Raw genomic sequence first — 26,975 nt, forward strand, 5'->3', positions numbered from 1 at the left:
TGAACTGCACCCCTGAACTGCACCCCAAAAGTTGGACACCAACTTTTGGGGTGTTTTTTATGTATCGGTACTCGGAGCAGTTCAGGCTGACAGTGATCCAGGACTATCTGGACGGTCAGTCAAGCTTTGATGAGATCGCCAACCGCCATGGCGTAGACAGCGGAACCGTACGGCGCTGGGTAGCGGCATACCGTATCCATGGCGCGGCCAGCGTCAAACGCAAATACACGCACTACAGCGCCGAGTTCAAGCTTGCCGTGCTCAAGCGGATGCGAAGCCGGGGGTTGTCGCATCGCGCAGTCGCAGCATGGTTCGATATCCGTAACTTCGGTGCGATTGGCATTTGGGAACGCCAGTATGATGCAGGGGGTATAGAGGCCTTGTCATCGCGCCCCAAAGGGCGTTCCAGGAAGATGTCGCCACCTACTCCCAAAGCAAAACCACCGAAGCCATCTGGTGATCGCACGCGCACACGCGAGGAGCTCATTGATGAGCTGAACTACCTGCGCATGGAGAACGCCTACCTAAAAAAACTCGACGCCTTGGTTCAAGCGAACAGGAAATCTGCGCAACCCAAAAAGCGCAAATAGTGCTTGAGCTAAGGCGGCAATATCCATTGGCGGGACTGTTGAAGGTCGCAGGCCTGGCACGAAGTACCTTCTACTATCAGCAGGCAGTACTTCAGGCGCAGGACAAGTATGCGGAACCGAAGGCAAGAATTCGTGAGCTGTTTGCGCAGCACAAAGGTCGCTACGGCTACCGCCGCATCACGATGGCGCTGCGGCAGGCGGGCATGATCGTCAACCACAAGACGGTCCAGCGCCTGATGAAAGTCATGGGCCTGAAGTCTCTGGTTCGGCCAAAGAAATACCGTTCCTACAAGGGTGCGGTGGGCCGCGTCGCGCCCAACGTGTTGCAACGGCAGTTCCAAGCCCGGCGTCCGAATCAGAAATGGGTAACCGATGTGACCGAATTCAGCGTGGCCGGCGAGAAGCTATACCTCTCGCCAGTGCTGGACTTGTATAACGGCGAGGTCATCGCCTACGAGATGGCCAGGCGTCCGTTGTTTGAGATGGTAGGCAAAATGCTCAAGAAGGCGTTTGCCCGACTCCATCCCAAGGACCGCCCGATCCTGCATTCGGATCAGGGCTGGCAATACCAAATGGCGTCCTATCGATCGATGCTTAAGCAGCGCAGTGTCCGTTCCAGCATGTCACGCAAAGGCAACTGCCTCGACAACGCTGCCATGGAGAGCTTCTTCGGCATTTTGAAGTCCGAATTCTTCTACCTGAACAAGTTCACCAGCATCGAGCAACTGCAGGCCGGACTGCGCCAATACATTCACTACTACAATCACGACCGCATCAAGCTCAAACTAAACGGGCTGAGTCCCGTGCAATACAGGACTCAGCCCTCAGCCGCCTAACTCAAACTGTCCAACTTCTTGGGGTCAGTTCACGCGACAGCCGTCAATGCCATCACGGTAGGTGGGCTGGCAGAGTTTGAACTGGATCATGAAGCGCAGCGTTATCCCGAGCGCCTAGAGACCAGTCCCCTGGCGCGCCGCAACCAGCCAAGCCCGTTCACGCGGATTGGCCCTAGCATTGCCGGCGCCGTCAAACCGGAGTTTGTCGCCTATGGAGGCAATATGGCCCACCATCATCTGCGCAGCCGTCGGACCGCGCAGCGTCTGGGCGTGATTTCGACGTCCAACCGCTTTGTGGACGGGCGGATGTTCGACGACGCGCTGGGAACAAGTTTCGCGGCGCCGCAAGTTGCCCACCTTGCCGCCTCCATACTGCGCTACCTGCCGCACGCCTCGGTCAATTGCATCCGGGCGGTACTTGGCGTGCATGCGCGCGTACCAGGTGAGTCGGACATCCTGTTCGCCAACAACGAGGACGCCAAACTCGCATTGTGTGGCTATGGCCGGATCGATCCGCGACATCTGTTTGAATCTGCAGATGGCGCCGTCACGTTGCTGGGCGAGGATGCCATCCATGTCGATCATCATCATTTCTATGAGCTGCCCCTGCCCGAAGATTTTTGGCGTGGGCGCAAACGCATACGGGAAGTGTCCGTGGCGTTGGCGTATTGCCCGGAGGTAAAGACGACTCGCCTCGGGTATCGAGCGGTGCGACTGAGCTTCAACGTCGTTGAGGCAGAAAGCCTTGAGCAGGTGACGGGCTGGTTCAACAGCAATCGCATCGAGGCTGCGCGCAAACTTCAGGAATCGACGTCGTTCGTTAACATTACTGCGACGACGCGATCTAAGGGCACGTTGCAGTGCGCAACATGGACCTTCAAGGCATCAAAAGCGCGGCGTTTGTTCATCGTTGTCACAAGAAAGGATGAGGCGTGGTACATCCACGGTGAAGGTCCGGAGTCCTATGCTCTCGCCGTAACGTTTCGAGATCTGGAGAATCCCGAGGCGGATCTGTACATGCAAGTGCGCCAGCGTGTCCAGCAGCGGGAACAAGCACGGGTAAGGGCACGCGGTTGACCCCGGCTTAGCGCGCAAATGCCGAACTGCAGCTTCCATGACTCTGCTTAAGCCAAGTCTCATGCGACGAACGCTCCTATCAAGACGTCGCAGTCAAAGACCGTTACTGGGCGGATTCGATTTGAACATGGCGGCTTGGGAGCTACTATGAGTTCGCCGACGGCCAGTTCGCGCTCGTGAAATTGCGCTACCGGAAGGGGCCCCTACCGACTGACGTCGGCTTCAGCCACTCGATCCTGCTCCTTCGACCTATCTATTCATCCCTAGATCCTACGACCTGCGCCAGCACGCAGTTCCTGACAAGCTTACAAACCTCGTTCCCGGGCCATTGCGTCGGCCTGGCTCGCTCGATAGCTCTGCCGGGCCCCGTTTCGCTCGAGCTCAAGACTAATGGTAAACGGAGGGCGACCCAGCCGCGATGCAATGGCTCGAAGCGAAAGCCCTATCGCCAGCGAGCACGATATTTCCTCACGCTCGGCAAACGTCAACGCTCGCGCAGCGCGATGGCGTGATGCTGGTCGATGCCTCCCATGTCCGAGAAGACCCTCTGGACTGAAGAGTGCCCACGTTCAAATAGCTTGGCGATCGCATGGATCGTGTCACCCTTGCGCCAGCGGTCCCACATGAGTGCCTTCTGCGTCTCGGAATAATAGATCCTTGGCCTTACTTCATTCGCAACACCTCCACTGCTCGCACAGATTCTAGGTTTTGCATCGACCGGTTGAATCCGCAGCGTCAATGAGCGATTTGCGAACATGGCGTTGAAATCGTTGACGGCTTTCATTGAAATCGGTAGCGACTCGGCTCGTCGTAAGCTGGCAGACTGGAAGTCTGGCACTCTCCCACGCAGCCTCCTGTCCCAACTCCTGGCCACCTCAATAGGGGCACTGTATAGACGCGCAATGCCGCGAGGGAAATCTAAAAGCCAAGTTCTGCTATGGAAGGCTGCTGCTCCGTCGACACCCCTGGCTCAATGTCTTGCGTTGTGCTTTCGCCAAACAGATTGCGATATAATGCATTAGATGCCAGCAATGGCTTTGACTGATGTCGCTGCTGGCAAGGTCAAAGAGTCCTGCAACGCCTTTTCCGCTGTCAGCCTGCGTCACAACGCGCGATCAGATGATTAGCGGTCCGCTTCGGTCCGCGACAACTTGCCGCGCTGTCAAAATCATCGCCGACTTCGAGCGCGATCTCGATGAAATCAGAGCGTTCCTGCAAGAAGACAGAGCCCCGCAGACCTTCGATGCGCTACTGGATGAATTGGCGGATACTGTTATCCCAAATTTATGGCTTTTTCGGTATAGGTCAGTCCTTACTCGACTGACCCGCGCACTTTGTGGAAGCGAGCAACGGCATCGCTCAACTGACCGAACAATTGAACGCCATTGCCAAAGGTCGCGAACTGCGCGAGTACGTGATGACGCACTACCTGCTGCTGTATGCGCGGATCAAAGGCACGGTATATCTGCACTTGATCCGCCACTACCGACAGCTTTCGTTCGATCTGGCAAGTCACTGGCCAACGTGAACTAGACCAAGGGATAGCCATGACGCCGGAAACCAAGGCCCGTCAACAGATCGATCACAAGCTCGAGCAAGCCGGCTGGGTCATTCAGGATATGAAGCAGCTCAACTTGTGGGCGGGTGTTGGCGTCGCCGTGCGCGAATACCCCACCGACACTGGTCCGGCCGACTACGTACTGTTCGTCAACCGCACCGCCTGCGGAGTGATCGAAGCGAAGAAGGATAACGCCGGTGAAAATCTCACCGTAACTGAGACCCAGACCGAGCGCTACGCCACCGCTAGCCTCAAATGGCGCAAGGACAACAGCCCGCTGCGCTTTCTTTTTGAAGCCACAGGCCAGATCACTCGCTTCACCGACAGCGACGATCCCGCGCCGCGCTCGCGCGAGCTCTTTCACTTCTTCAGGCCGGAGCAGCTTTCCGAATGGCTTGCACAGCCTGACACGCTGCGCAGCCGCGTCGCCGAAAGCATGCCAGTGCTGTCCGAGCACAGCCTGCGCGACTGCCAGATCAGCGCTGTCACCGGCCTGGAGAAGTCGCTGGCACAGAACAAGCCCCGCGCCCTGATCCACATGGCCACCGGCGCAGGCAAGACCTTCACCGCCATTACCGCCGTCTACCGGCTGCTCAAGTTCGGAGGTGCCAAGCGCATCCTTTTCCTCGTCGACACGCGCAACCTCGGCAAGCAGGCACACCAGGAGTTCATGGCCTACACGCCCCCCGACGACGGCCGGAAGTTCACCGAGCTGTACAACGTACAGCGGCTAGCCTCCGCCAGCATCGATCCACATGCGCAGGTGTGCATCAGCACCATCCAGCGTATGTACTCTGTCTTGTCCGGTGTGCCCATCGACGAGTCTGCCGAAGACCTCTCGCTCAACGAACTTCAGCAAACCGCCAAGCAGGAGAAGGTCGTTCGCTACAACGCGGACATCCCGGTCGAGGAGTTCGACTTCATTATCATCGACGAGTGCCACCGCAGTATCTACAACCTGTGGAAGCAGGTCTTGGACTACTTCGACGCCTTCCTGATCGGACTCACAGCGACGCCCGACAAGCGCACCTTCGGCTTTTTTAACGAAAACATCGTCGCAGAGTATAGCTATGAAAACTCTGTGGCCGACGGTGTCAACGTCGGCTATGACGTCTTCGAGATCGTCACCGAGATCACGCAGAAAGGCGCTGTACTCAAAGCCAAAGAATGGGTGGACCACCGAGATCGCCAGACGCGTAAAAAGCGCTGGACCGAGACGGAAGAAGACCACCTCTATACCGGCAAGGAGCTGGACCGATCCGTGGTCAACACCAGCCAAATCCGCCAGGTCATCCAGGCAATGAAAACGGCGGTGGAAACGCAGATCTTCCCTGTGCGCAGGGAGACGCCAAAAACCCTGATCTTCGCCAAGACCGACAGCCACGCCGACGACATCATCAATATCGTTCGCGAGGTCTATGGTCAGGGCAACGCCTTCTGCAAGAAAGTGACCTACCGCGCCGAGGAGGACGCCGACAGCATCCTCAGCAGCTTCCGCAACGACTACAATCCGCGCATCGCCGTGACGGTGGACATGATTGCAACTGGCACCGACGTGAAGCCGCTGGAAGTGCTGCTCTTCATGCGCGACGTGCGCAGCAAGGGCTACTACGAGCAGATGAAGGGACGCGGCGTGCGCAGTCTGGATGCTGACAGCCTCAAACGCGTGAGCAACAGCGCCGAAGGCGCGAAGACGCGCTTCGTGCTGATCGACGCCGTGGGCGTCGAAAAATCCTGCAAAACCGAAAGCCGTCCACTGGAAAAGAAGCCCGGCGTCGCGCTCAAGGACCTGCTGCAAGGAGTGGCGATGGGCAGCCACGACGACGACACTGTGCTCTCGCTGGCCAACCGCCTCGTCCGCCTGAACAAGCAGCTCGATGACAACGCAAAAGCGAGTATCGAAAAGCTAAGCGGCGGCATCCCCGTGGGTGAGTTGGGCAAGGCGCTCATCACGGCGCTCGACCCGGACGCCATCGTGCAAACTGCTCTCGCCACTGCCAAGGCCAATGGCATCACCCGCAGTGAATACACACTGCTGCCGGAAGAAATCGAAGCCGCCCGCGCCAGCCGCGTGGCCACCGCCTGCGCGCCGTTCGACAAGCCCGAGCTGCGCGATGAAATCGAAGGCGCCCGCCGCGATCGCGAGCAGCTCATCGACCACATCAATCTCGATCAGGTCATCTTCTCCGACTTCTCGGAACAGGCCGAAGCTCAGGCGAAGACGGTGGTCCAAACCTTTGCCGAGTACATCCGCCAGCACCAGGACGAGATTGCTGCTCTGGGCTTTTTCTATCAGCAACCCTATCAGCGCCGCACGCTTACCTTCGAGATGATCGAGGAGTTGCACGAGCACCTGAGCCGACCGCCGTTGATGCTCACTACCGAGCGCCTGTGGAGCGCCTATGCCCGCGTGCACGGAAGCCGAGTGAATGGAGTAGCGAGCCGCCGGCAGCTCACCGATTTGGTCAGCCTTCTGCGCTTTGCGTTGGGGCTGGATGGCGAGGGCGCAGAACTCAAGCCCTTTGCCGATGAGGTGGACCGCAGCTTTCAAGCTTGGATTTTCCGCCACAACGCGCAGCGCGGCACGTCTTTCACACCTGAGCAGACCGAGTGGCTGCGGTTGATGAAGGATCATATCGCGAGTTCATATTCTATATCGCGCGAGGACTTTGACTACGCAGAACTTGCTGACAAGGGCGGACTGCAAAAGGCCTGGAGCTTGTTTGGCAAGGAGCTGGATACGTTGATGAATGAGATGAATGAGGAGTTGGTGGCGTGAGTGGAATGGAAAAAGGTCTCCCAGCTTCATGGGTAACGACGCCCCTTGGCCAGGTCATCGACGCCGTCTACGGGAAAGCGTTGCCCGAGAAGGATCGCCGTTCAAATGGAAAACGTCCCGTTGTGGGGTCGAGTGGTGTTGTTGGTACTCATGACGAGTACCTAGTCGCGACTCCATGCCTAGTTATTGGACGCAAGGGCAATGTCGGCGCTGTTCATTTGATGAACGGGCCAAGCTGGCCAATTGACACAACCTACTATGTTGTCCCACCGGATGGGGTTCACCTCCAATACCTGGCGCATCTGCTAGGTTCCGTTAACCTTGTCGGCCTTGACAGATCGACAGCGATACCCGGCTTGAATCGCGATGACTTGTACGGTGTCGAAATTGCTTTAGCACCTCCTGCCGAACAAATCCGCATAGTCGCCAAGCTTGAGGAACTGCTTTCCGACCTCGATGCCGGCCTAGCGGAATTGAAGGCTGCGAAGAATAAGCTGCACCAATACCGCCAGTCTCTGCTCAAGGCCGCCACCGAGGGCGCGCTTACCGCCCAGTGGCGCGAAGCGCAGCGCAAGCTAGGTACCCCCATCGAAACTGGAGCTCAATTGCTGGACGGCATTCTCACCGAGCGCCGCGCCCGCTGGGAAGCTAAGCAACTCATCAAGTTCAAGGAACAAGGCAAAGCGCCACCCAAAGACTGGCAAAAAAAATACCCCGAACCGACGCAGCCGAACACCACCGGCTTGCTGGCGTTGCCAGAGGGATGGGTATGGGCGAGCTTGGATATGTTGGGTGAAATTGCATCTGGTGTGGCCAAGGGGACCAGACGAGATGGCACCGTGCCGGTTAGAGAAGTGCCTTACCTTCGAGTCGCGAACGTGCAGCGTGGCTACCTTGATCTGTCCGAGGTGAAGACCATTCTTGCGACCGAGCGCGACATCGAGGAGCTAACGCTCGTGAATGGCGACGTGCTGTTCAACGAAGGGGGCGACCGCGACAAGTTGGGGCGAGGTTGGGTGTGGCGTGATGAAGTCGCCAGCTGCATTCATCAGAACCATGTCTTCCGGATGCGGCCGTACTCGCGTGACTTGCAGCCCGAACTGATATCGCACCACGGCAACACCTTTGGAAAGCTTTGGTTTCAGAAGGCAGGCAAGCAGACGACTAATTTGGCGTCGATCAACATGACCATTCTAAGGGCGTTCCCTGTTCCGGTTGGGCCTTGCCACGAGCAGCAAGAAATCATTGCGCAGTTGCAAGTACAGCTGGACAACCTAGACCGGCAGGAACAGGCGACAGACTTGGCAATGAAGCAAGCGACCGCTCAACGCCAAAATATCTTGCGTGCTGCCTTTGCCGGTCAGCTTATACCGCAGGACCCCAACGACGAACCGGCCCGTGAGCTGCTGGAACGCATCCGCGCTGAGCGGGCGGAGCGCGCCAAACAGCCAAAGGCTCGCAAGAGCAAACAACAAAAGGAGATCGCCGCCGTGGTAAGCCAACTGATTGACGTACTCGCCGAAGCGGGAGACTGGGTGCGCGCACAGGAAGCCTTCCGCCGCTGTGGTGTGAGCGACGGCGCGTCGACAAACCAGATTGAAGCGCTTTATGCGGAACTGCGCGCGCTGGACAAAGCTGGCCGCTTGGCTGTCGAGCCCGTGATCGATGCGCAAGGCCGCAAGCTATACGACAAGCTGAAACTGCTAGCGGGCTGACAATGCGCCTGGACAAGCTCATCATCGGTAGTGCCAAGGACAGCCCTGCACACCAGTTCAAGAACCTAAAGAACGTCACGATCGACTTCGATCAGGATCACTGGGTCACCGTCGTGATCGGCTGGAACGGCACTGGCAAGTCCAACGTGCTTGAGGCGCTGGCCATCATCTTCAGAGACCTAATCGCGTTCAAGCGAATGCCTCCCTTTGCCTTCAAAATGAGGTATCGGACCGGTTCACGTGAAGACCATCGCCACATCTTTATTGATTCGGACCCGGACAGAAAGGCTGACCCGCTGCAGTTCTATTCCGGCTCCGAGGCCGAAATGGACGAAGTGATGCAAGCAACCCAAGACGATCTGTGGGGATACGTCTTGGAAGAACAAGCCCAACGAGGTCCGCACAGGTTGAGCAACTGCCGCATACACCTCGCAGAGTTCTTGAAGGAAGATAGCAAGTATTTGCCTCGCTACGTCTTTGCATACTACTCCGGGGAAAGCGGGCGGATGCACGAAGTGTTCAGACCGTATCTTGAAAAGTACGACAAGAGGTTGCGAAATGGAGAAGACCCAGGCCTTAAGCGGCTCTTCTATGCCATGCCAGCGCACAGCCAGTTCGTGTTACTGGCCTTCCTGATCCAACACTCCGACGTGGTACAGGACTTCCTCAATGATCACCTTGGCCTTGATCCGGACGAGGGCATCGAGTCGGTCCTGTTCGTACTCCGGCAGCCACCATGGAAATCCAAGGCTACCGACGGCGATCCGCGCTTCTGGAACGCACGAGGGGTAGTGCGCGACTTCTTGTCACGCCTTTATGACATCGCCCTGGCCCCAATCGAAGTCAGCCGCCGTGTGCCGGTCTCAATTTGGAACGAGAAGACGCTCCAGTTCAAATACCTGTACGTAAAGGACATCGCCGCGCTTCGCCGGTTGGTCGGCAATCAAATGCCGCGAGAGTTCTTCCGTGACCTGGAAAGTACCTACGTTTCTGAGTTGATCGAGGAGGTGCGTATCCGTGTTCGCCTAAAGAAAAACGATGGCAGCGTGACCTTCCGTGAGCTCAGCGAGGGCGAGCAGCAATTGCTCACCGTTCTGGGTCTGCTGCGGTTTACAGCAGAGGAGGAAAGCCTGTTCCTTCTAGACGAGCCGGACACGCATTTGAATCCGCGTTGGAGTGTTGACTACATCTCTTACCTGAAGCAGTTCATCGCCAGTGGTACGAAGCAGGAAGAAGCGAGCCACATCCTGCTGACTACCCACAACCCTCTGGCTATTGCCGAGCTGGATCGCGAGCAGGTGCAGATCCTGCGGATGCACAAGCGGGACGGTCACCGTCAGATCGTGGCGTGCTATCCCGAAATGGCGCCGCGAGGCATGGGCTATGCCGCTATTGTGACCAGCGATATGTTCGGGATCTCTTCGTCGCTCGATACGTCAACGCAGTTACTGCTGGAAAAGCAGAGGGTCTTTGCCGCAAAGCCCGATCTGTCGACTGACGAGCAAGTCAAATTGGATGAGATAAATGACGAGCTAAGTCGACTCGGATTCAGATTCTTTCATCCTGACGATGAGTTCTCGCGCTATCTACGGCTGCGCAATGAAGCACTCCAGGTTCGCTTCGGAGTTAGCGATCCAATGGCGATTGCAACGAGCGCAGTTTCGATGACGCGAGACGAGCGAGAAGCTTTGGCTACGGAGCTGATTGACAGGCTCGTAAAGGAAGAGGACAAACGGGTAGGTGCTGACAACCAATGAGATACATCGACCAAGATGAACTCGCCTTGCCAGAGGGTTGGCTCGCAAAGGCAGCGGCGGCCGCAGACGCTGTAGCGGCAGGCGCCGACCCCAACGCCCATGCCGATGTCTGGCGGGAGCTTAAGGATGCGTTGGCCGCGCTGTTTCCTGAGAAGAAGTGCTGGTACTGCGAATCACAGGTTGATCGTGCCGATAATGCGGTTGATCATTTCCGTCCAAAAGGGAGAGTGAGCGACGCAGCAAACGCTCATACCGGCTATCGTTGGTTGGCGTTTGACCATCGCAACTACCGCTATGCATGCACCTACTGCAATAGCCGCCGCAAGGACGTAGTGAACGGAACCGCTGGAGGCAAGGCCGACCGGTTCCCGCTAGTTGATGAAAACAGTCGCCTGTATGCGCCCGGCCCATTGAGCCAGGAGAAGCCGGCGTTGCTCGATCCTTGCGACCTCGACGATTGGGAGCTGATAGGCTGTCAGCAAGAAAATGGCAAGCCCTGTGCAGCGAGCCAGGATCCTGCCGAGCAGCATCGTGTGGCGGAGTCAATTTCCGTCTATCACCTCGACTACGAGCCAACCTGCAAGCAGCGACACGCGGCGGCAATACGACTAATGGCAGACGTTGACCAAGCAAAATTGTTTTTCGGGAAACCGGGCCTGCAAGAACATTTCACAAGTGTTGCGAAGAAGATTCGAAGAGCCATTGATCGCAAGGCGCCGTTCAGTGGGGAAATGATCTTTCTTCTCAAGGGGCAGCGTCATGACGACCATCCTTGGATACAAAAATTGATAGAAGCTTAGAATGAACACGAGCACCCTCATCCAGAAAGTCTGGAGCTTCTGCCACACCCTGCGCGACGACGGCGTGGGCTATGGCGACTACCTGGAGCAGCTCACCTACCTGCTGTTCCTGAAGATGGCGCACGAGTATGCGCAGGAGCCCTACAACCGCAACACGCGCATCCCGAAGGGCCATGATTGGGCCAGCCTGCGTAGCAAGACCGGCGAGCCGCTGGAAGCGCACTACCTAGCCACGCTGCACAAGCTGGGACAGGGCTCGGGCATGCTGGGCGCCATCTTCTTCAAGGCCCAAAACAAGATCCAGGACCCGGCCAAGCTTTCGCGCCTGGTGCAGATGATCGACGAGCAAAGCTGGGTGGGCATGGACGCCGACACCAAGGGCGATCTCTATGAGGGCCTGCTGCAGAAAAATGCGGAAGACACCAAGAGCGGTGCTGGCCAGTACTTCACGCCGCGTCCCATCATCCAGGCGATGGTGGAGTGCCTACGCCCCGCGCCCGGCAAGACCATTGCCGACCCGGCCTGCGGTACGGGCGGCTTCTTCCTGGGCGCCTACAACTGGCTGACCCGTCCCGGTGCCAAACTGGACAAGCGGAAGAAGGAGTTCTTGCGCGATGCCACCTTCCACGGCAACGAGATCGTGCCCAACACGCGCCGCTTGTGCCTGATGAATCTATTCCTGCACAACATCGGCGAATTGGAAGGGGAGCCTTCGGTTGATCGTTCAGACGCACTGATCGCCGAGCCCAAGGTGAAGGTGGACTATGTGCTCGCCAACCCACCCTTCGGCAAAAAGAGCAGCATGACTATCACAGTCGAGGAAGGCGAGGAAGACCGTGACGCCCTCACCTATGAACGCCAAGACTTCTGGGAAACCACGTCGAACAAGCAGCTCAACTTCTTGCAGCACATCGTAAGCATGCTTAAGGTGGACGGCAAGGCGGCCGTGGTACTGCCCGACAACGTGCTATTCGAAGGCGGCGCCGGCGAAAAGATCCGCCGTAAATTGCTGGAGACCTGTGATGTGCACACCATTCTGCGCCTGCCCACCGGCATCTTCTACGCTCATGGCGTTAAGGCGAACGTGGTGTTTTTCGACAACGCGCCTAAGGATGGCCGCGTGCACACCAAAGGTGTCTGGTTCTACGACATGCGCACCGACAAGCACTTCACGCTTAAGACGCGCACGCTCAAGGCGGATGATCTGCAGGACTTCATTGCCTGCTACCACCCTGAGAACCGCCACGAGCGGAAAGAGACCGAACGTTTCAAGTTCTACCGGTATGACGAGTTAATCGCCCGAGACAAGGCGAACCTGGATATTTTCTGGCTCAGGGACAATAGCCTGGACAACCTGGATGACCTGCCGCCACCGGATGTGCTGCAACAGGAGATCATTGAGCATCTGGAAGCTGCACTGGCGTCTTTCCGGGATGTGGCAATGGGATTGCCACCCAAGTGATTCCGGTGGAGCCCTCATACCGTGCGGGCGCCATGACAACAGCCTAGTGCGTTGCAGCCTCCAGTGGAATCCACACTCGATTGCGGACGCCACACCAAGAAACCGCCCTTGGGCGGTTTCTTGTCAGGTCTGTGAAACTGTGCCGATTAGCCCCCGAGTTTGCCATTGCAGCTAATCAGCTATTTGCAATTTTTGTCAACTATTCTGAAAACCTACAAGGATCTCAAACATCGATATTCCGTGCAACCAACGCATTAGACTCGATGAAGTTCCGCCGCGGCTCCACCTCATCCCCCATAAGGGTGGTGAAAATCTGGTCCGCTGCAATTGCATCCTCGATCTGTACCCTCAGCAGACGGCGTTGCGTGACATCCAGCGTCGTTTCGAACAACTGCTCGGGATTCATTTCGCCCAGGCCCTTATAGCGCTGACGCGATACCCCACGCTCTGCCTCTGATAGCAGCCACTGCATCGCCTGGTGGAAATCCGACACCGTCTGGTCACGCAGCTTTTCGCCTTCGCCACGCTTGACCTTCGTGCCTTCCGGAATCAGACCCTGGAACGTCGTCGCCGCGCGAGCCAGTGCCGCGTAGTCGGCGCCGTGCACAAAGTCCGCATCGACATGTGACAGCCGCACGTTGCCGTGATGACGACGCGCGATCATCAGGCGATGCTTGTCCGTCTTCTCGTCGAACTGTGCGTACACGTCGGCGGTGCCGTCGTCGTTCACGGCTGCGCCCAGCAGCGTCTTGGCGTGCATCTCGGCCAGCTTGGCCTTGAGCGCCACCGCCGACGCCTCCGCAGCCGCCGCGCTATCCAGATCCAGCGCCACGCCATCGGCGATGGCACGCAGCGCGTCCGGATCGACGATCCGCGACAGGCGGCCGATCACGCCTTCCGCCAGCTGATACTGGCGAGCCAGTTCGGTCAGCGCTTCACCGCTGATCTCGCTGCCATCCGGACGCGTCAGCGCGGCCTTTTCCATCGCCAGCTTCAGCAGGTAGGCATTCAGCTCGTTGTCGTCCTTGATGTAACGCTCTTCCTTGCCGTGCTTGATCTTGTACAGCGGCGGCTGAGCGATATACACGTAGCCGCGCTCGATGATGTCCGGCATCTGACGATAGAAGAACGTCAGCAGCAGCGTGCGGATGTGAGATCCATCCACGTCCGCATCGGTCATGATGATGATGCGGTGGTAGCGCAGCTTCTCGAGGTTGTAGTCGTCCTTGCCGATGCCGGTGCCCAGCGCCGTGATCAGTGTCAGCACTTCCTGGCTGGAGAGCATCTTGTCGAAGCGGGCGCGCTCTACGTTCAGGATCTTGCCCTTGAGTGGCAGGATGGCCTGGAACTTACGGTCGCGGCCCTGCTTGGCGGAGCCCCCTGCGGAGTCACCCTCCACCAGGAAGAGTTCTGACAGGGCAGGATCTTTTTCCTGGCAATCGGCCAGCTTGCCGGGCAGACCCATGCCGTCCATCAACCCCTTGCGGCGCGTCATTTCGCGGGCCTTGCGGGCGGCTTCGCGCGCGCGGGCGGCGTCGACGATCTTGCCGCAGATGATCTTGGCATCGCCCGGGGTTTCCAGCAGGAAGTCGCTCAGGGCCTTGCCGACGAGTTCTTCCACGGGCAGGCGCACTTCGGACGAGACCAGCTTGTCCTTGGTCTGCGAGCTGAACTTGGGCTCGGGCACCTTCACGGAGAGCACGCAGGACAGGCCTTCGCGCATGTCGTCGCCGGTGGTTTCCACCTTGGCTTTCTTGGCGACTTCGTTCTCTTCGATGTACTTGTTGATGACGCGGGTCATCGCAGCGCGCAAGCCGGTCAGGTGGGTGCCGCCATCCCGCTGCGGAATGTTGTTGGTGAAGCAGAGCACCTGCTCGTTGTAGCCGTCGTTCCACTGCATGGCCACTTCCACGGCGATACCGTCTTTTTCGGTATTGGCGTAGAAGATGTTGGGGTGCAGGACGCTCTTGGAGCGGTTGATGTATTCGACAAAGCCTTTCACGCCGCCGGAGAAGGCAAAGTCTTCTTCCTTGCCGGTGCGCTGGTCGACCAGCTTGATGTGGACGCCGTTGTTCAGGAACGAGAGCTCGCGGATGCGCTTGGAGAGGATCTCGTAGTGGAACTCGACGTTGGTGAAGATTTCTTCGTCGGCCAGGAAGTGGACTTCGGTGCCGCGCTTGTCGGTGGCGCCGATGATCTTCATCGGCGAGACTTCCACGGGCTGGCCATCGGGGCCGGTTACGGTCTCGACGATACGGTTCTGTACGTCGCCCTTGGCGAATTCGATCAGGTGGACCTGGCCATCGCGGCGCACGGTCAGGCGCAGCCACTTGGAGAGCGCGTTCACGCAGGACACGCCCACGCCGTGCAGGCCGCCCGATACCTTGTAGCTGTTCTGGTTGAACTTGCCGCCGGCGTGCAGCTCGGTCATGGCGATTTCAGCCGCGCTGCGCTTGGGTTCGTGCTTGTCGTCGAACTTGACCAAGGGCGGAATGCCGCGGCCGTTGTCGATGATGGAGATCGAGTTGTCGCTGTGGATGGTGACCTGGATCTCGGTGCAGTAGCCGGCCAGCGCTTCGTCGATGGAGTTGTCCAGCACCTCAAACACGAGGTGGTGCAGGCCGGTGCCGTCGGAGGTGTCGCCGATGTACATGCCGGGCCGCTTGCGTACCGCCTCCAGGCCTTCCAGAATCTGGATCGAAGAGGCTCCGTAGGTGTTTTCCTGTTGCGGGTTCTGCTGTTCGGTCATGTCTTTCTACTCACGGCTGCTGCGGAATCCGCGCCGCGCCGGCAGTGGCGCGGTGCGATGGTCCGCATGGCGGGTTACTTAAAAACGGCAAAAGGGGCGGATCGGTTTTTATCGATCCTGCCCCTGCTGCGGTGGTCTGCCCGGTGGGTGCCCCGTGCGGGCTGCCGTAGCGTGCCGATTGATGCTCCGGTTTCGTCCTGGCTGGTCCTGTCTACCGGGTCATCAGATGCGCATCGGCATGACGACGTACTTGAAGTTGTCGTCTTCCGGCACAGTGATCAGCGCACTCGAATTGGAGTCGCCGAGGCTGACCTGCACCTGCTCGCTCTTCAGGTTGGCCAATACGTCGAGCAGGTAGGTCACGTTAAAGCCGATATCCAGGGCGTCGCCCGAATAATCGAGTTCCAGCTCTTCCTGCGCCTCTTCCTGATCGGCGTTGGTGGAGCTGATCTTCAGCATGTGCGTATCGAGGATACAGCGCACACCCTTGAACTTGTCGGTGGTCAGGATCGCAGTGCGTTGCAGCGCTTGCTGCAGCTTCACGCGGTCGATCGCAAACGCGTTCTTGTAGCCCTTGGGGATCACGCGCTGGAAGTCCGGGAACTTGCCCTCCACCAGCTTGCTGATCAGTTCGATGTTGGCGAAGGAGAACTTGACCTGGTTGGCGGCCAGTTGCACCTGCACGGGATCGTCGTTGTCTTCCAGCAGGCGTTGCAGTTCCAGGATGGTCTTGCGCGGGATGATGACTTCCTGGCGCGAACCCGCGCCAGTGGCCTCGTTCTCCAGCTCCACGCCGCAGTACGCCAGGCGGTGTCCGTCGGTAGCCACGGCCATCACCTTCTTGCCGTCCACCACCAGCAGCATGCCGTTCAGGTAGTAACGGATGTCCTGTTGCGCCATCGCAAAGTGGACCATCGCCAGCAGGTGCTTGAAGGTCTTCTGCGGCAGGCTCACGCTCGCGTTGAACTCGGCGGCCTCGGCCACCGTCGGGAATTCTTCCGCAGCCAGCGTCTGCAGCGCAAAGCGGCTCTTGCCGGATTGCACCGTCATGCGCTTGTCGTTCAGGGACAGCGCGACGTCACCGTCGGGCATGGCGCGCAGGATGTCCAGCAGCTTGCGGGCGGCCACGGTGGTGGCTACGCTGTCGCTACCGACGCCGCATTCGGCGTGGGTCGTGATCTGGATCTCGATGTCGGTCGAGAGGAAGGATACGTTCGAGCCGGACTTGCGAATCAGCAGGTTGGCCAGGATCGGGAGGGTGTGGCGGCGCTCCACGATGCCGCTCACGATTTGCAGCGGACGCAGCAGATTGTCTCGCGAGGTTTTGACCAATTGCATTGAATTTATCCTTCGTCGTTTGTCGTCAGCGACCGCGGGTTGCGCGCAACTCCAAATTCACTTTGGAATCAAGGAGTTAATTGCGCATTGTACCAAGGATAAGCCGCTGCGGTGAAGCGGGACGATCCCGGCGAGGCCGCCGGTTGTGCACAAAAAGCCACGCCCCGTCACCGCCCCTTGCCAAACCGTCCCGACTCACCGCAAAGCCTTATCTGAGGCCAAATTCCCGCGATCCAACCATTGATTCAGGCGCCCGTTTGCCGCCGGGCGCGCACCCAGTAGTATGCCAGCCCGGCAAGGCTGGCCTTCAAAATCGTAAAACTGCGTCAGGCGATGCGTAATCCACTCCGCGTCGCGCGTGCGCATCAGCCCTTGAGCGTCTGTTCCAGCACGTGCAGTTCGTGATTGAGCTGCGCATCCTTGCTGCGCTCGTCAGCGATCTTGCGGACGGCGTGGAGCACCGTGGTGTGATCGCGCCCGCCGAAGAGTTCGCCGATTTCCGGCAGGCTCTTCTGCGTGAGTTCCTTGGCCAGGTACATCGCAATCTGGCGCGGTCGCGCGATATTGGCGGGACGCTTCTTGGAGTACATGTCCGCGACCTTGATGTTGTAGAAGTCCGCGCACGTCTTCTGGATGTTCTCCACGGAGATCTGGCGGTTCTGCACGGTCAGCAGGTCTTTCAGGGCCTCGCGCGTGACATCGATCGTGATGTCCTTGCCATGGAAATTGGAGAACGCCAGGATCTTGCGCAGCGCGCCTTCCAGCTCACGCACGTTCGATCGCAGGTGCTTGGCCACGAAGAAGGCGACTTCTTCCGGCACGTTCACGTTCTCTGCCGCCGCCTTCTTCATCAGAATGGCAACGCGCATTTCCAGCTCTGGCGGCTCGATGGCCACGGTCAGGCCGGAGTCGAAGCGCGAGATCAGCCGGTCGTCGATGCCAGTGATTTCCTTGGGATACGTATCGCTGGTGATGATCACCTGCGCGCGGTTGGCGATCAGCGCCTCGAACGCGTAGAAGAACTCTTCCTGCGTGCGGTTCTTGCCAGAGAAGAACTGAATATCGTCGATCAGCAGCAGGTCCAGCGAGTGGTAGTACCGCTTGAACTCGTCGAACGCCTTGCGTTGGTAAGCCTTCACCACATCGGACACGTACTGTTCCGCGTGGATGTAGCGGATACGCGCGCGCGGGTTCTCCATCAGCATGAAGTTGCCGATGGCATGGATCAAGTGGGTCTTGCCCAGCCCAACGCCGCCGTAGAGATATAACGGGTTGTAGGACTTCCCGGGATTATTGGCCACCTGGATGGCGGCGGCGCGCGCGAGCTGGTTGGCCTTGCCGGTGACGAAGTTGTCGAACGTCAGGATCGGGTTCAGGCGCGAGCGCTCGTGCACGGTGTCGTTCGGCTGCGCGGCCGGCATCGGCGGTTGCTGCGGCTGCCGGTAGGACCGGGCGCTGGCTTCGGCCGGGTCCATCTGGGCGACGTCGACCTCACCCATGTCGGGCACGTGGCCGCCTGCGTTACCCTGCAGCGGATGGCCGGTTGGCGCCATCTGGCCACGATTGGCCATCGGCGCACCCGACTGCGACGCGGGGTAGGGCGACTGGCCGGCCATGCTGCCATGACCGCCAGGCGCGGCGTTGCCATGACCCGGATAGTCCGGATAGCCGCCTGCCTGGCCCGGGTGCTGTGCGGCCGGCTGGCCATAGGCGTGGGCGCCCGACTGCATGTTCGGATAGGACGCACCGCCCGTACCCATTGCAGCGTGCGCGGACGGATTTTCCTGGCCCTGCTGGGTGTAAGCCGCCGACCGGCCCGACGCAGCGGGGTCCAGGACGAAGTGAACGCTGACCTGCGCTTCCCAGTATTCGCATGCCAGGGCCGTGATGCGGCCCGAAAATTGGCTCTTGACCCAGTCCAGCTTGAAGCGATTGGGCGCGGCAATCCGCAGCGCATGCGCCTCCTCGTCGAAGGCGACGGGCGCCAACGGCTTGATCCAGGTCTTGAACTGTTGCGGCGTCAGCTCGCGCTCGAGTTGCGCGGCTGCCGCCTGCCAGAAATCTTGCATGTGTTCTTGTTGAGTGATCGCGCCATCAAGGGCACGTCACGAGTGTCGCGGCGCGTGCTTTCCATCGGCTCCCCAGCCATCGGCCCTGCGGGCCGAAGCATCGACGGCAATGCCTCCCATTGGCGTGCTGCATGCAGCGCCCGAAAGGGAGGTATACCAAGGCAGGAAGTCCGGGTTGTGCGTGCGCCACGCGGCCCGTGTAGTGTTTGGACCGGGATTGTACCCCCCGCCTCAAGTTATCCACAAAGGATAACCCTGTGGACAAGTTGTGAAAATTCAGTGGATTGTTGTGCACAACCCGTAAAGGACAAGGCAGGTTCCGGCTGACCAAATCGGCGATTATTCATCGGAAACAAGGGCTTGACCGGTGCGAGTAATCCATATGGGTGACCGTGACGGCCCATAAAGTTACCCACCGAATGTTGTGGACAATGGCGCACCGTGACATCCGTTGCCATTGTGGCTCCCATGGCGGAACTGGCCGTTTGTCGCCTTGACAGTCGGCGCGAAAATCGGTTAAATGGCGGGTTCTGCGATGCCGCAGGGGATCACGTATGCGCATCGCCGGGTCTGGCCCGTACCGACCATGTTTACATGTGCGGCATCAGGCAAGCGGCTTGATCCCCGCCAGTGTCTCGCCCGTTGCGGCGAAACCAGCGGCGGCCGGCAGCAAGACAGAACCAGAATCGTCGGCAAGACCGCAGCAATCCACAGACCTGCATTGCGGCAGCCCCATGCGAACCATACGCGGCGGCCAAGGCGCCCCGGCACCGGCCGGCGCCCGGAAAGCCCGGATCAACCAGAGAGTGCAACATGAAACGTACCTACCAACCTTCCGTTACCCGCCGCAAGCGCACCCATGGTTTCCGCGTGCGCATGAAGACCCGTGGCGGCCGTGCCGTCATCAACGCCCGCCGCGCCAAGGGCCGCAAGCGCCTGGCCATCTGAGCGCCGGGCGACCGGCCAGGACGGCACGTCGTGGCGATGGCTTGCCATCGCACCCGCACGTCACCGTCCCTGCCCACCGCCTCGCACTCAGGATGGCCGGGAACGCCGCCGCCGAAGCGCAGCCTTGTCGCTAGCTTTCTCACAGCGTGTCTACCTATGCCTTTCCCAAAGCCGCGAGGCTCACAAAGACGGATGAGTTTTCATCCGTTTTTGCTTTGCGGCCGCGCCGCCGCAGCACGCACTTCGTGCTGTATGTGCGCGCCAACGGCCAGGAACAGGCCCGGCTGGGGATCGTCGTCGGCAAGAAGTTCGCGCCGCGCGCCGCCGAGCGCAACCTGGTGAAGCGCATGGCGCGGGAACTGTTCCGGGGCCGGCAGGCCCAACTCGCGGGCCGCGACATTTTGTTGCGGCTCCAGGCCAAGTTTCCCCGCGCGGAGTTTGCCAGCCGGACCGCCGTCCGACAGGCATGTCACGCGGAAATCACCGGCCTGCTGGACGTTGCGGCAAAGCCTCTGCCCGCCGCACCCCCGGCCGCACCGCCTGCTGATCCTCCGGCCGAGCCGCCCGCGACGGCCGCCCCCGCCGCGCCCGCCTGACCATCCGCCATGAAGCGAATCCTGCTTGCCCTGCTGCGCATCTACAAGATCGCCTTGAGTCCGTACCTGGGCTCGCAGTGCCGCTTCCTGCCGACGTGTTCCGACTACGCCCGCGACGCCATCGTGCAACATGGCCCGGCGCGCGGCACCTGGATGGCCGCTTGCAGACTGTGCCGCTGCCACCCTTTCACTGCGGGCGGGTATGATCCCGTGCCCGAGCCTGAAACACACGGGAATGTCGCCACGGCGACCCCCGCCTCCGCCGCGCCAGGCCGCCCGCCTGTCACGGTCCGGCTCCCCAGACCCTGATTTCCTCCGACCATAGCGAGACATGGATATCAAACGCACCATCCTGTGGGTCATCTTCTCGATGTCCCTCGTGCTGCTCTACGACAACTGGCAGCGCGCCAACGGCCACGCGTCGATGTTCTTCCCGAGCACCAACACGCAGCAGGCTGCCACGGCCGGCGGCGCAAGCGGTGCCGCGGCCCAGGGCGACGTGCCCAAGGCCAATGCCACGGGTGCCTCGGCACCGGGCGCTGCCCCGGCTGCGCCGCAGGCGGCCGCCCAGCCGACAGGCGAGAAGGTCATCGTGACCACCGACGAGGTGCGCGCCGAGATCGACACGGCCGGCGGCATCCTCTCGCGCCTCGAACTGCTGAACGAGCACGAGAAGGACGGCAAGCCGGTGGTGCTGTTCGAACGTGACGCCACGCGCACCTATCTGGCACGCTCGGGCCTGATCGGCGGCGACCTGCCCAACCACACCACTGTGTTCACGGCCACTCCTGGCCCGCGCACGCTGGATGGCAAGGACAAGCTGGAAGTCGTACTGACTGCCGAGAAGGGCGGTGTGAAGTTTGTGAAAACTTACATCTTCCACAAGGGCAGCTACGTGGTGGATTCCCGCTTCGACGTGACCAACACGGGCACCGCGCCGGTATCGCCGACGCTGTACCTGGAACTGGCACGTGACGGCAGCAAGGTGGAGCAGTCGCAGTTCTACAGCACGTTCACCGGCCCGGCCATCTACACGGACGCGGACAAGTACCACAAGCTCAGCTTCGAAGACATCGCCAAGGGCAAGGCCAGCGTGCCGGCCGCGACCACCAATGGTTGGGTGGCGATGGTGCAGCACTACTTTGCCTCGGCCTGGATTCCGCAAAACGGCAAGCAACACAGCTTCTACGCCGAACAGATCGACCCCAACCTGTACCGCGTGGGCATCCAGCAGCCGCTGGGCCAGCTGGCCCCGGGCGCCACGGCGACCACCGATGCCCGCCTGTTCGCCGGTCCGCAGGAAGAGCGCATGCTCGAGCAGATCACCCCGGGCCTGGAACTGGTGAAGGACTACGGCTGGCTGACGATCCTGGCCAAGCCGCTGTTCTGGTTGCTGGAAAAGCTGCACGGCTTCCTGGGCAACTGGGGCTGGTCGATCATCGCGCTGACCGTGCTGATCAAGCTGGTGTTCTTCCCGCTGTCGGCTGCCAGCTACAAGTCGATGGGCAAGATGAAGGACCTGCAGCCGCGCATGACGGCCGTCCGCGAACGCCACAAGGGCGATCCGCAGAAGATGAACCAGGAGATGATGGCGCTGTACCGTACCGAGAAGGTCAACCCGCTCGGCGGCTGCCTGCCCATCGTGATCCAGATCCCCGTGTTCATCGCGCTGTACTGGGTGTTGCTGTCGTCCGTGGAAATGCGTGGCGCGCCGTGGCTGGGCTGGATTCACGATCTGTCGGTGCCGGATCCGTTCTACATCCTGCCGGTCGTGATGGCCGTCTCGATGTTCGTGCAGACCAAGCTGAACCCGACGCCGCCGGACCCCGTGCAGGCCAAGGTCATGATGATCATGCCGCTGGTGTTCTCGTTCATGTTCTTCTTCTTCCCGGCCGGCCTCGTGCTGTACTGGGTCGTGAACAACATCCTGTCGATCGCCCAGCAATGGCAGATCAACCGCATGCTCGGCAAGGGCAAGGCGGCAGTGACGGCCAAGGGCTGATCGCTGAGACATCTCTGAAAAAGCCCGGTCATCGTGCCGGGTTTTTTCATTGGGGCGTATGCTTATGCCCTGCATTTCGCACCAACACGCAGTGAAGGGGAACACCATGACGTGGTCGGCCACGCAATACGTGCAGTTCGAGGATGAACGAACCCGCCCGGTGCGGGATCTGGTGGGCGCCATTCCCACGCAACAGGCGAAGCGTGTGGTCGATATCGGCTGCGGCCCCGGCAACTCCACCGAGGTGCTGGCCGCCCGCTACCCGGATGCGGAAGCCACCGGGCTCGACAGCGATCAGGACATGGTCACCGCGGCGCGCAAGCGGCTGGCGGACATCCGGTTCGACATCGCCGACGTCGCCACCTGGAACGACCCGGGCCCGTACGATGTGATCCTGGCCAACGCGGTGTTCCAGTGGGTACCCGACCACGCCACGCTGTTTCCGTCGCTGATCAAGAAACTCGCCCCCGGAGGCAGCCTGGCGGTGCAGATGCCCGACAACCTCAATGAGCCGCCCCATCTGCTGATGCGCGACACCGCGATGAATGGTCGGTGGTCGCCCAAGCTGAGCGCCGCAGCGGAAGCGCGCACGCCGCTGGCATCCGAGCGCTGGTATTACGAGTTATTGAAGCCGCACTGCACGCGCGTGGATATCTGGCGCACGATCTATCAGCATCCGCTCAAGGGTGGCGCGGCCGCGGTGGTGGAATGGTTCAAGGGCAGCGGGCTGCGGCCATTCCTGGCACCGCTCGATGAAGCGGAAAAGGCCGATTACCTGCGCCAGTACGAAGCGGCCATCGCCAAGGTATTTCCGGCTTTGCCCGATGGCACGGTGTTGCTGCCGTTCCCGCGTGTGTTCATCGTCGCTACGCGCTAGGGCCGTGGCACACCGCCTCGATGTTGTGTCCGTCAGGGTCCAGCACGAAGGCGCCGTAGTAGTCGGGGTGGTAGATCTCCCGTAGCCCCGGCTTGCCGTTGTCCCGGCCGCCGGCGGCCATCGCAGCCTGGTAGAACGCATCCACGGCGTGGCGATTGTCCACGCGGAACGCTACGTGCACCGGCGGCTCGTTGGGCTTTCCGCTGGCGATCCAGAACTCGGGCTTGCCTGGCGGGCCAAAGCCGGCCACATCGGCACTGCCCGTTACGCTGGCCGGGAACTCCTTGCCGATCTCGAAGCCGATGGCGCCCAGCGCCGCCTGATAGAACGCGCGACTTTTTGCATAGTCCCTGACATTGACGCCAGTGTGATCAATCATCGTTAGCTTTCGGTAAAAGTACCGCCACAGGCTGGGAAGACGTGTTGCATCAGGCCAGGTCCAGCACGCTCATGGTCGCGTTGAAGCGGCTCACCAACACCGCTTCGCCATGCACGTCCGCAAAGACGTCCGCTTCCACCACGATGATCGAACGGCCTGATTTGAGCACGTCGGCGCGGCAACGCAGCCGGTCGCTGCGCACTGCGCGAAGCAGGTTGATCTTGAACTCGGCCGTGACAACGTGGCGGCCCGTCTCGAGGATGGTCGTCGCAGCGGCACCAGCCGTGTGGTCGGCCATTGTCGCTTGCACGCCCGCATGGACCACGCCGCCGTGCTGCAAGTGGCGCGGCGTGACCATCAGTTCAGACTCGCACCAGGCGGGCCCGCAGTCCACCAGCCGGATGCCCACCTCACTCACAAACGCCGCCTGGCGGAATCCCGCCTCGATGGTCTCGCGCAGCAGCAGCTTTTCCTGATCGGTCGACATGATCGGTCCTCTCGGCAAACGGGGGTTCGGCAAGGGTGGCGATGAATGCATCCATGGCAGTCACCATGAATGCGGCCATTGCAGCGCGAAAGCGTCGGGCCTGTCAATGCGTAGTGCGGCGCAACAGACACTTCAGAGCTGGCGAGCGTGCGCTATCGCCTACACTGGGAAAGGCACTGCATCGTCTTTCTTTCAATCACAGAGTCCGCTGCCATGAACGGCCCGCCTGCCTTGCACAGGAAGATGCGCCCGTCCGCCGCCTTCGTGGCGCTGGGCGAGGAGGGCCTGCGTGCCATCGCGGAGCGTATCGACACGTTGTTCCACCGTGACGACGTCGAAGACGTCCATGCGCTGCGCGTGGCGGTACGACATCTGCGCGCCGTGACCTGGGCGTTCGGTCCGGTGCTGCCGCAGCGCGTCGAGGCACGATGGAAGCAGGCGCTTTGTGACGTGGCCGACGCCGCGAGCGAGGTGCGCGATTGGGATGTATTCATTGCGGAAACGCTAGCTCCGGCATTGACGATGCAACCGCAGGACCCGGTGCTCGCGGCCCTGATCGACGTCGCGCAGGCGCGCCGCAGCCAGGCGCGCGGCGCGATGACGGCAAGGTTGTCACAGTATCGACAGTCCCCATTGCCTACCCTGCATCGGGACTTGCTGCACATCGCCGCCGACCCCTCAGGAGGCGGACGCCTGGGTGCCTTCGCAACGAAACGCATCCGCAAGGCCCGCAACCGCACGCGAGAGCTGGCGCGAGTTGCCCGCGACGGCCAGACCCGGCACGTACACAAGCTGCGCATCGGCAACAAGCGGCTGCGCTACTCGATCGAGGCGCTCTCGGACGTCCTTCCGGGGCGCTACCGCAAACGGCTGCGCAAGAAGCTGGTGACGCGGCAATCGGAACTGGGCGCGATCATCGATGGCGCCGTGGCGCGCCGCCTGATGTCCGAATGCCTGTCGGCGTGAGCCGCGCCAAAAACGATCTGCGACAATACCGCCTATGACTGCTACCCAGCTTCCTATTGCCGCGATCGCCACCGCGCCCGGTCGTGGCGGCATCGGCGTGGTGCGCGTGTCCGGGCCCGATGTCAGCGCCGTCATGCGCGCCGTCTGCGGACAAGCGCTCAAGCCGCGACATGCCACCTACCTGCCGTTTCTCGATGCCCACGGGGGTGTGATCGACCACGGCCTCGCGCTGTACTTTGCCGCGCCCAACTCCTACACCGGCGAAGAGGTCCTGGAACTGCAAGGCCACGGCGGCCCGGTCGTCATGCAGATGCTGCTGGCGCGCTGCCTGGAAGCAGGCAAGGACATCGGCCTGCGCGTCGCGGAGCCCGGCGAGTTCACGCGCCGCGCATTCCTCAACGACAAGCTGGACCTGGCGCAGGCCGAGGCGGTCGCCGACCTGATCGAGGCCAGCACCGAGGCCGCCGCACGATCGGCGGCAAGGTCGATGGAAGGCGAGTTCTCCAACGCCATTCACGCCCTGGTGGAAAAAGTTATCCACCTGCGCATGCTGGTGGAAGCCACGCTGGATTTTCCGGAAGAAGAGATCGACTTCCTGGAAGCGTCCGACGCGCGCGGCCAGTTGGCCAGCATTCGCCACGACCTCGCCGGTGTCCTCAAGCAGGCGCGGCAGGGCTCGCTGCTGCGTGAAGGCTTGTCGGTGGTGCTGGCGGGCCAGCCCAACGTCGGCAAATCGTCGCTGCTGAACGCGCTGGCGGGCGCCGAGCTCGCCATCGTCACGCCGATTGCAGGCACCACGCGCGACCGCGTGCGCGAGACCATCCAGATTGACGGCATTCCGTTGCATATCATCGACACCGCCGGCCTGCGCGACGATGCTGTCGACGAGGTGGAGCGCATCGGCATCGAGCGCACGTGGGATGCGATCCGTCGCGCGGACATCGTGCTGCATCTGGTCGACGCCACGGACTACATCGAACACGGCCTGTCGGAGATCGACGATCACATCGACGACCGTTTGAGCGGTCACTTGCCGCCCGGTGCGCCGATCGTACGCGTGGTCAACAAGATCGACCTGGCACCGGCTGCGGGCGAGACGATGTTTGGTGGCAACCGCCCGCACGTGGTGGCCGCCAACGGACCAAACCCAACCGAGATCTGGATCTCCGCGCGCACGGGCTCCGGCATCGAGCTGATGCGCCGCGAACTACTGAGGCTGATTGGCTGGCAATCGGGGAACGAAGGCACGTTCCTGGCACGAGAGCGGCATCTGACCGCGCTTCGCAACGCGCAATCGCACCTCGACGTCGCCACGGAACGGTCGGCGCAGCAGGCGCAGGCGCTGGACCTGTTCGCGGAGGAACTGCGTCTCGCGCAGGATCACCTCAACAGCATCACGGGCGAATTTACCAGTGATGATTTGCTGGGGACGATCTTCACGCGGTTCTGTATCGGCAAGTGATGCGCCAGGACGCCAAGGCACGCCCGCTGACGGCGGGCGAGGTCGAGCTGGCTCGACGGATGTTTGCCGACAGCATCGACTACACGCTGGTGCGCGTCCACAGCAAGAACTACGTGCCCTGGCAAGGCGGGAACTACATCATCACGCCGAACGGGGAAATCTACCTCGGCAGGAACCTGCGTCACTACACGGATTTCAGCGCGGCCGACCTGCCCGCGCAGGGACTGTTCATCCACGAAATGACCCACGTCTGGCAATACCAGCAAGGCATCCATGTGCTGCTGGTCGGCGCCATCCAGCAGATCAGGCACTTCCTGATCAGCAACCAGTACGCGTACACGCTGGAACCCGGCAAGACCCTTGCGTCGTACAACATCGAGCAGCAGGGCGATATCGTGCGCGACGCCTTCTTCGGCCAGCAAGGTATGCCGGCGCCGTATCCGGCCCGCGAGTACGTCGCCGCGCTTGGTGATATTTCCAGATCGTCTGACGACAACTACGTGGCATAGCGCCCGCGCAGTGCGGGCC

At 60.7% G+C, this 26,975-nt stretch carries 21 protein-coding genes and 1 pseudogene; 16 read left to right on the forward strand and 6 right to left on the reverse strand.

Translation table 11 applies throughout. The annotated features are described in order from the left end of the window. Window positions 1-59: 59 nt before the first annotated feature. Window positions 60-1,426, forward strand: a protein-coding gene (locus AC1DOX_RS11475; protein ID WP_441623964.1) for an IS3 family transposase whose coding sequence is annotated in 2 segments (ribosomal slippage) — window positions 60-540 and window positions 540-1,426 — 1,368 coding nt in all. Because the reading frame shifts where the segments join, the coding sequence is not laid out codon by codon here. Window positions 1,427-1,444: 18 nt separating this feature from the next. Next, window positions 1,445-2,503 carry a S8 family serine peptidase gene (locus AC1DOX_RS11480; RefSeq protein ID WP_477114019.1) on the forward strand — a complete coding sequence of 353 codons (1,059 nt, stop codon included), beginning with the start codon at window positions 1,445-1,447 and terminating at the stop codon, window positions 2,501-2,503. 262 nt (window positions 2,504-2,765) lie between these two features. Here AC1DOX_RS11480 and AC1DOX_RS11485 read toward each other — a convergent pair. Next, window positions 2,766-3,128 (reverse strand): annotated as a pseudogene (locus tag AC1DOX_RS11485) (helix-turn-helix domain-containing protein); the annotation flags it as partial. 711 nt (window positions 3,129-3,839) lie between these two features. Here AC1DOX_RS11485 and AC1DOX_RS11490 point away from each other — a divergent pair. Genes AC1DOX_RS11490 through AC1DOX_RS11515 form a run of 6 tightly spaced genes read left to right on the forward strand, consistent with a single transcriptional unit; the run spans window position 3,840 to window position 12,574 of the window. Further along, complete coding sequence (locus AC1DOX_RS11490; protein ID WP_477112353.1) at window positions 3,840-4,031, forward strand: hypothetical protein; 192 nt, start codon at window positions 3,840-3,842, stop codon at window positions 4,029-4,031. 19 nt (window positions 4,032-4,050) lie between these two features. Then, the gene (locus AC1DOX_RS11495; RefSeq protein WP_477112354.1) at window positions 4,051-6,840 is read left to right on the forward strand and encodes a type I restriction endonuclease subunit R; all 2,790 of its coding nucleotides are present in this window, start codon (window positions 4,051-4,053) and stop codon (window positions 6,838-6,840) included. 5 nt (window positions 6,841-6,845) lie between these two features. Continuing rightward, window positions 6,846-8,555 (forward strand): restriction endonuclease subunit S, encoded by a 1,710-nt coding sequence (locus AC1DOX_RS11500; protein WP_477112355.1) that lies wholly within the window; start codon window positions 6,846-6,848, stop codon window positions 8,553-8,555. A gap of 2 nt (window positions 8,556-8,557) precedes the next feature. Further along, on the forward strand, window positions 8,558-10,312 hold the full coding sequence (locus AC1DOX_RS11505; RefSeq protein WP_477112356.1) for an AAA family ATPase: 1,755 nt from the start codon (window positions 8,558-8,560) through the stop codon (window positions 10,310-10,312). Continuing rightward, a complete protein-coding gene (locus tag AC1DOX_RS11510; protein ID WP_441621228.1) occupies window positions 10,309-11,112 on the forward strand; it encodes a hypothetical protein in 804 nt (267 codons plus the stop codon). Before AC1DOX_RS11505 ends, AC1DOX_RS11510 begins: the two co-directional genes overlap by 4 nt. Before the next feature lies 1 nt (window position 11,113). Continuing rightward, window positions 11,114-12,574 carry a class I SAM-dependent DNA methyltransferase gene (locus AC1DOX_RS11515; RefSeq protein ID WP_441621230.1) on the forward strand — a complete coding sequence of 487 codons (1,461 nt, stop codon included), beginning with the start codon at window positions 11,114-11,116 and terminating at the stop codon, window positions 12,572-12,574. Window positions 12,575-12,797: 223 nt separating this feature from the next. Here the strand turns inward: AC1DOX_RS11515 and gyrB are convergent, their stop codons facing one another. The 3 genes from gyrB to dnaA form a co-directional block, all read right to left on the reverse strand. Next, on the reverse strand, window positions 12,798-15,323 hold the full coding sequence (gyrB, locus tag AC1DOX_RS11520) for a DNA topoisomerase (ATP-hydrolyzing) subunit B (RefSeq protein WP_441621274.1): 2,526 nt from the start codon (window positions 15,321-15,323) through the stop codon (window positions 12,798-12,800). A 222-nt stretch (window positions 15,324-15,545) separates the two neighbouring features. Continuing rightward, complete coding sequence (dnaN, locus tag AC1DOX_RS11525) at window positions 15,546-16,661, reverse strand: DNA polymerase III subunit beta (RefSeq protein ID WP_092138360.1); 1,116 nt, start codon at window positions 16,659-16,661, stop codon at window positions 15,546-15,548. Window positions 16,662-17,026: 365 nt separating this feature from the next. Next, a complete protein-coding gene (gene dnaA, locus AC1DOX_RS11530; protein WP_477101278.1) occupies window positions 17,027-18,730 on the reverse strand; it encodes a chromosomal replication initiator protein DnaA in 1,704 nt (567 codons plus the stop codon). Window positions 18,731-19,543: 813 nt separating this feature from the next. Here dnaA and rpmH point away from each other — a divergent pair. The 5 genes from rpmH to tam all read left to right on the forward strand — a co-directional run bounded on the left by rpmH (window position 19,544) and on the right by tam (window position 23,153). Next, a complete protein-coding gene (gene rpmH, locus AC1DOX_RS11535; protein WP_008650850.1) occupies window positions 19,544-19,678 on the forward strand; it encodes a 50S ribosomal protein L34 in 135 nt (44 codons plus the stop codon). Between the two features lie 146 nt (window positions 19,679-19,824). After that, on the forward strand, window positions 19,825-20,274 hold the full coding sequence (gene rnpA, locus AC1DOX_RS11540; RefSeq protein ID WP_441621278.1) for a ribonuclease P protein component: 450 nt from the start codon (window positions 19,825-19,827) through the stop codon (window positions 20,272-20,274). Between the two features lie 9 nt (window positions 20,275-20,283). Next, window positions 20,284-20,583 carry a membrane protein insertion efficiency factor YidD gene (yidD, locus tag AC1DOX_RS11545; RefSeq protein WP_092138363.1) on the forward strand — a complete coding sequence of 100 codons (300 nt, stop codon included), beginning with the start codon at window positions 20,284-20,286 and terminating at the stop codon, window positions 20,581-20,583. Between the two features lie 22 nt (window positions 20,584-20,605). Further along, window positions 20,606-22,276, forward strand: a complete 1,671-nt coding sequence (gene yidC / locus AC1DOX_RS11550; RefSeq protein WP_441621280.1) for a membrane protein insertase YidC — start codon at window positions 20,606-20,608, stop codon at window positions 22,274-22,276. A gap of 106 nt (window positions 22,277-22,382) precedes the next feature. After that, complete coding sequence (gene tam / locus AC1DOX_RS11555) at window positions 22,383-23,153, forward strand: trans-aconitate 2-methyltransferase (RefSeq protein WP_441621282.1); 771 nt, start codon at window positions 22,383-22,385, stop codon at window positions 23,151-23,153. On the opposite strand, the gene AC1DOX_RS11560 is transcribed toward tam, so the two are convergent. Both AC1DOX_RS11560 and AC1DOX_RS11565 read right to left on the reverse strand, forming a co-directional pair. Further along, entirely contained in the window at window positions 23,143-23,532 is a 390-nt protein-coding gene (locus tag AC1DOX_RS11560) for a VOC family protein (protein WP_441621284.1), read from the reverse strand. The genes tam and AC1DOX_RS11560 overlap by 11 nt on opposite strands. A 49-nt stretch (window positions 23,533-23,581) precedes the next feature. Then, a complete protein-coding gene (locus tag AC1DOX_RS11565) occupies window positions 23,582-24,019 on the reverse strand; it encodes a PaaI family thioesterase (RefSeq protein ID WP_441621286.1) in 438 nt (145 codons plus the stop codon). Between the two features lie 213 nt (window positions 24,020-24,232). On the opposite strand from AC1DOX_RS11565, the gene AC1DOX_RS11570 reads away from it, so the two are divergent. From AC1DOX_RS11570 to AC1DOX_RS11580, 3 genes are read left to right on the forward strand one after another with little or no spacing between them, the layout of a single operon-like run. Next, window positions 24,233-24,985 (forward strand): CHAD domain-containing protein, encoded by a 753-nt coding sequence (locus tag AC1DOX_RS11570; protein ID WP_441621288.1) that lies wholly within the window; start codon window positions 24,233-24,235, stop codon window positions 24,983-24,985. A 34-nt stretch (window positions 24,986-25,019) separates the two neighbouring features. Beyond that, window positions 25,020-26,447, forward strand: a complete 1,428-nt coding sequence (mnmE, locus tag AC1DOX_RS11575) for a tRNA uridine-5-carboxymethylaminomethyl(34) synthesis GTPase MnmE (protein ID WP_441621290.1) — start codon at window positions 25,020-25,022, stop codon at window positions 26,445-26,447. After that, window positions 26,447-26,956, forward strand: coding sequence for a hypothetical protein (locus AC1DOX_RS11580; RefSeq protein ID WP_441621349.1), 510 nt, complete (start codon window positions 26,447-26,449; stop codon window positions 26,954-26,956). Before mnmE ends, AC1DOX_RS11580 begins: the two co-directional genes overlap by 1 nt. The last annotated feature ends 19 nt before the right edge of the window (window positions 26,957-26,975 follow it).

This window comes from Cupriavidus sp. 01L415, assembly GCF_056400065.1.

What these genes read in the sequence shown, in the direction of transcription:
- AC1DOX_RS11510 (WP_441621228.1), top strand. Translation starts at nt 10,309, where the DNA reads ATGAGATACATCGACCAAGATGAACTCGCCTTGCCAGAGGGTTGGCTC.
- yidD (WP_092138363.1), top strand. Translation starts at nt 20,284, where the DNA reads ATGAAGCGAATCCTGCTTGCCCTGCTGCGCATCTACAAGATCGCCTTG.
- AC1DOX_RS11565 (WP_441621286.1), bottom strand. Translation starts at nt 24,019, where the DNA reads ATGTCGACCGATCAGGAAAAGCTGCTGCTGCGCGAGACCATCGAGGCG.
- dnaA (WP_477101278.1), bottom strand. Translation starts at nt 18,730, where the DNA reads ATGCAAGATTTCTGGCAGGCGGCAGCCGCGCAACTCGAGCGCGAGCTG.
- mnmE (WP_441621290.1), top strand. Translation starts at nt 25,020, where the DNA reads ATGACTGCTACCCAGCTTCCTATTGCCGCGATCGCCACCGCGCCCGGT.
- AC1DOX_RS11580 (WP_441621349.1), top strand. Translation starts at nt 26,447, where the DNA reads ATGCGCCAGGACGCCAAGGCACGCCCGCTGACGGCGGGCGAGGTCGAG.
- AC1DOX_RS11505 (WP_477112356.1), top strand. Translation starts at nt 8,558, where the DNA reads ATGCGCCTGGACAAGCTCATCATCGGTAGTGCCAAGGACAGCCCTGCA.
- tam (WP_441621282.1), top strand. Translation starts at nt 22,383, where the DNA reads ATGACGTGGTCGGCCACGCAATACGTGCAGTTCGAGGATGAACGAACC.
- yidC (WP_441621280.1), top strand. Translation starts at nt 20,606, where the DNA reads ATGGATATCAAACGCACCATCCTGTGGGTCATCTTCTCGATGTCCCTC.
- AC1DOX_RS11570 (WP_441621288.1), top strand. Translation starts at nt 24,233, where the DNA reads ATGAACGGCCCGCCTGCCTTGCACAGGAAGATGCGCCCGTCCGCCGCC.
- gyrB (WP_441621274.1), bottom strand. Translation starts at nt 15,323, where the DNA reads ATGACCGAACAGCAGAACCCGCAACAGGAAAACACCTACGGAGCCTCT.
- rpmH (WP_008650850.1), top strand. Translation starts at nt 19,544, where the DNA reads ATGAAACGTACCTACCAACCTTCCGTTACCCGCCGCAAGCGCACCCAT.
- dnaN (WP_092138360.1), bottom strand. Translation starts at nt 16,661, where the DNA reads ATGCAATTGGTCAAAACCTCGCGAGACAATCTGCTGCGTCCGCTGCAA.
- AC1DOX_RS11500 (WP_477112355.1), top strand. Translation starts at nt 6,846, where the DNA reads ATGGAAAAAGGTCTCCCAGCTTCATGGGTAACGACGCCCCTTGGCCAG.
- AC1DOX_RS11560 (WP_441621284.1), bottom strand. Translation starts at nt 23,532, where the DNA reads ATGATTGATCACACTGGCGTCAATGTCAGGGACTATGCAAAAAGTCGC.
- AC1DOX_RS11495 (WP_477112354.1), top strand. Translation starts at nt 4,051, where the DNA reads ATGACGCCGGAAACCAAGGCCCGTCAACAGATCGATCACAAGCTCGAG.
- AC1DOX_RS11515 (WP_441621230.1), top strand. Translation starts at nt 11,114, where the DNA reads ATGAACACGAGCACCCTCATCCAGAAAGTCTGGAGCTTCTGCCACACC.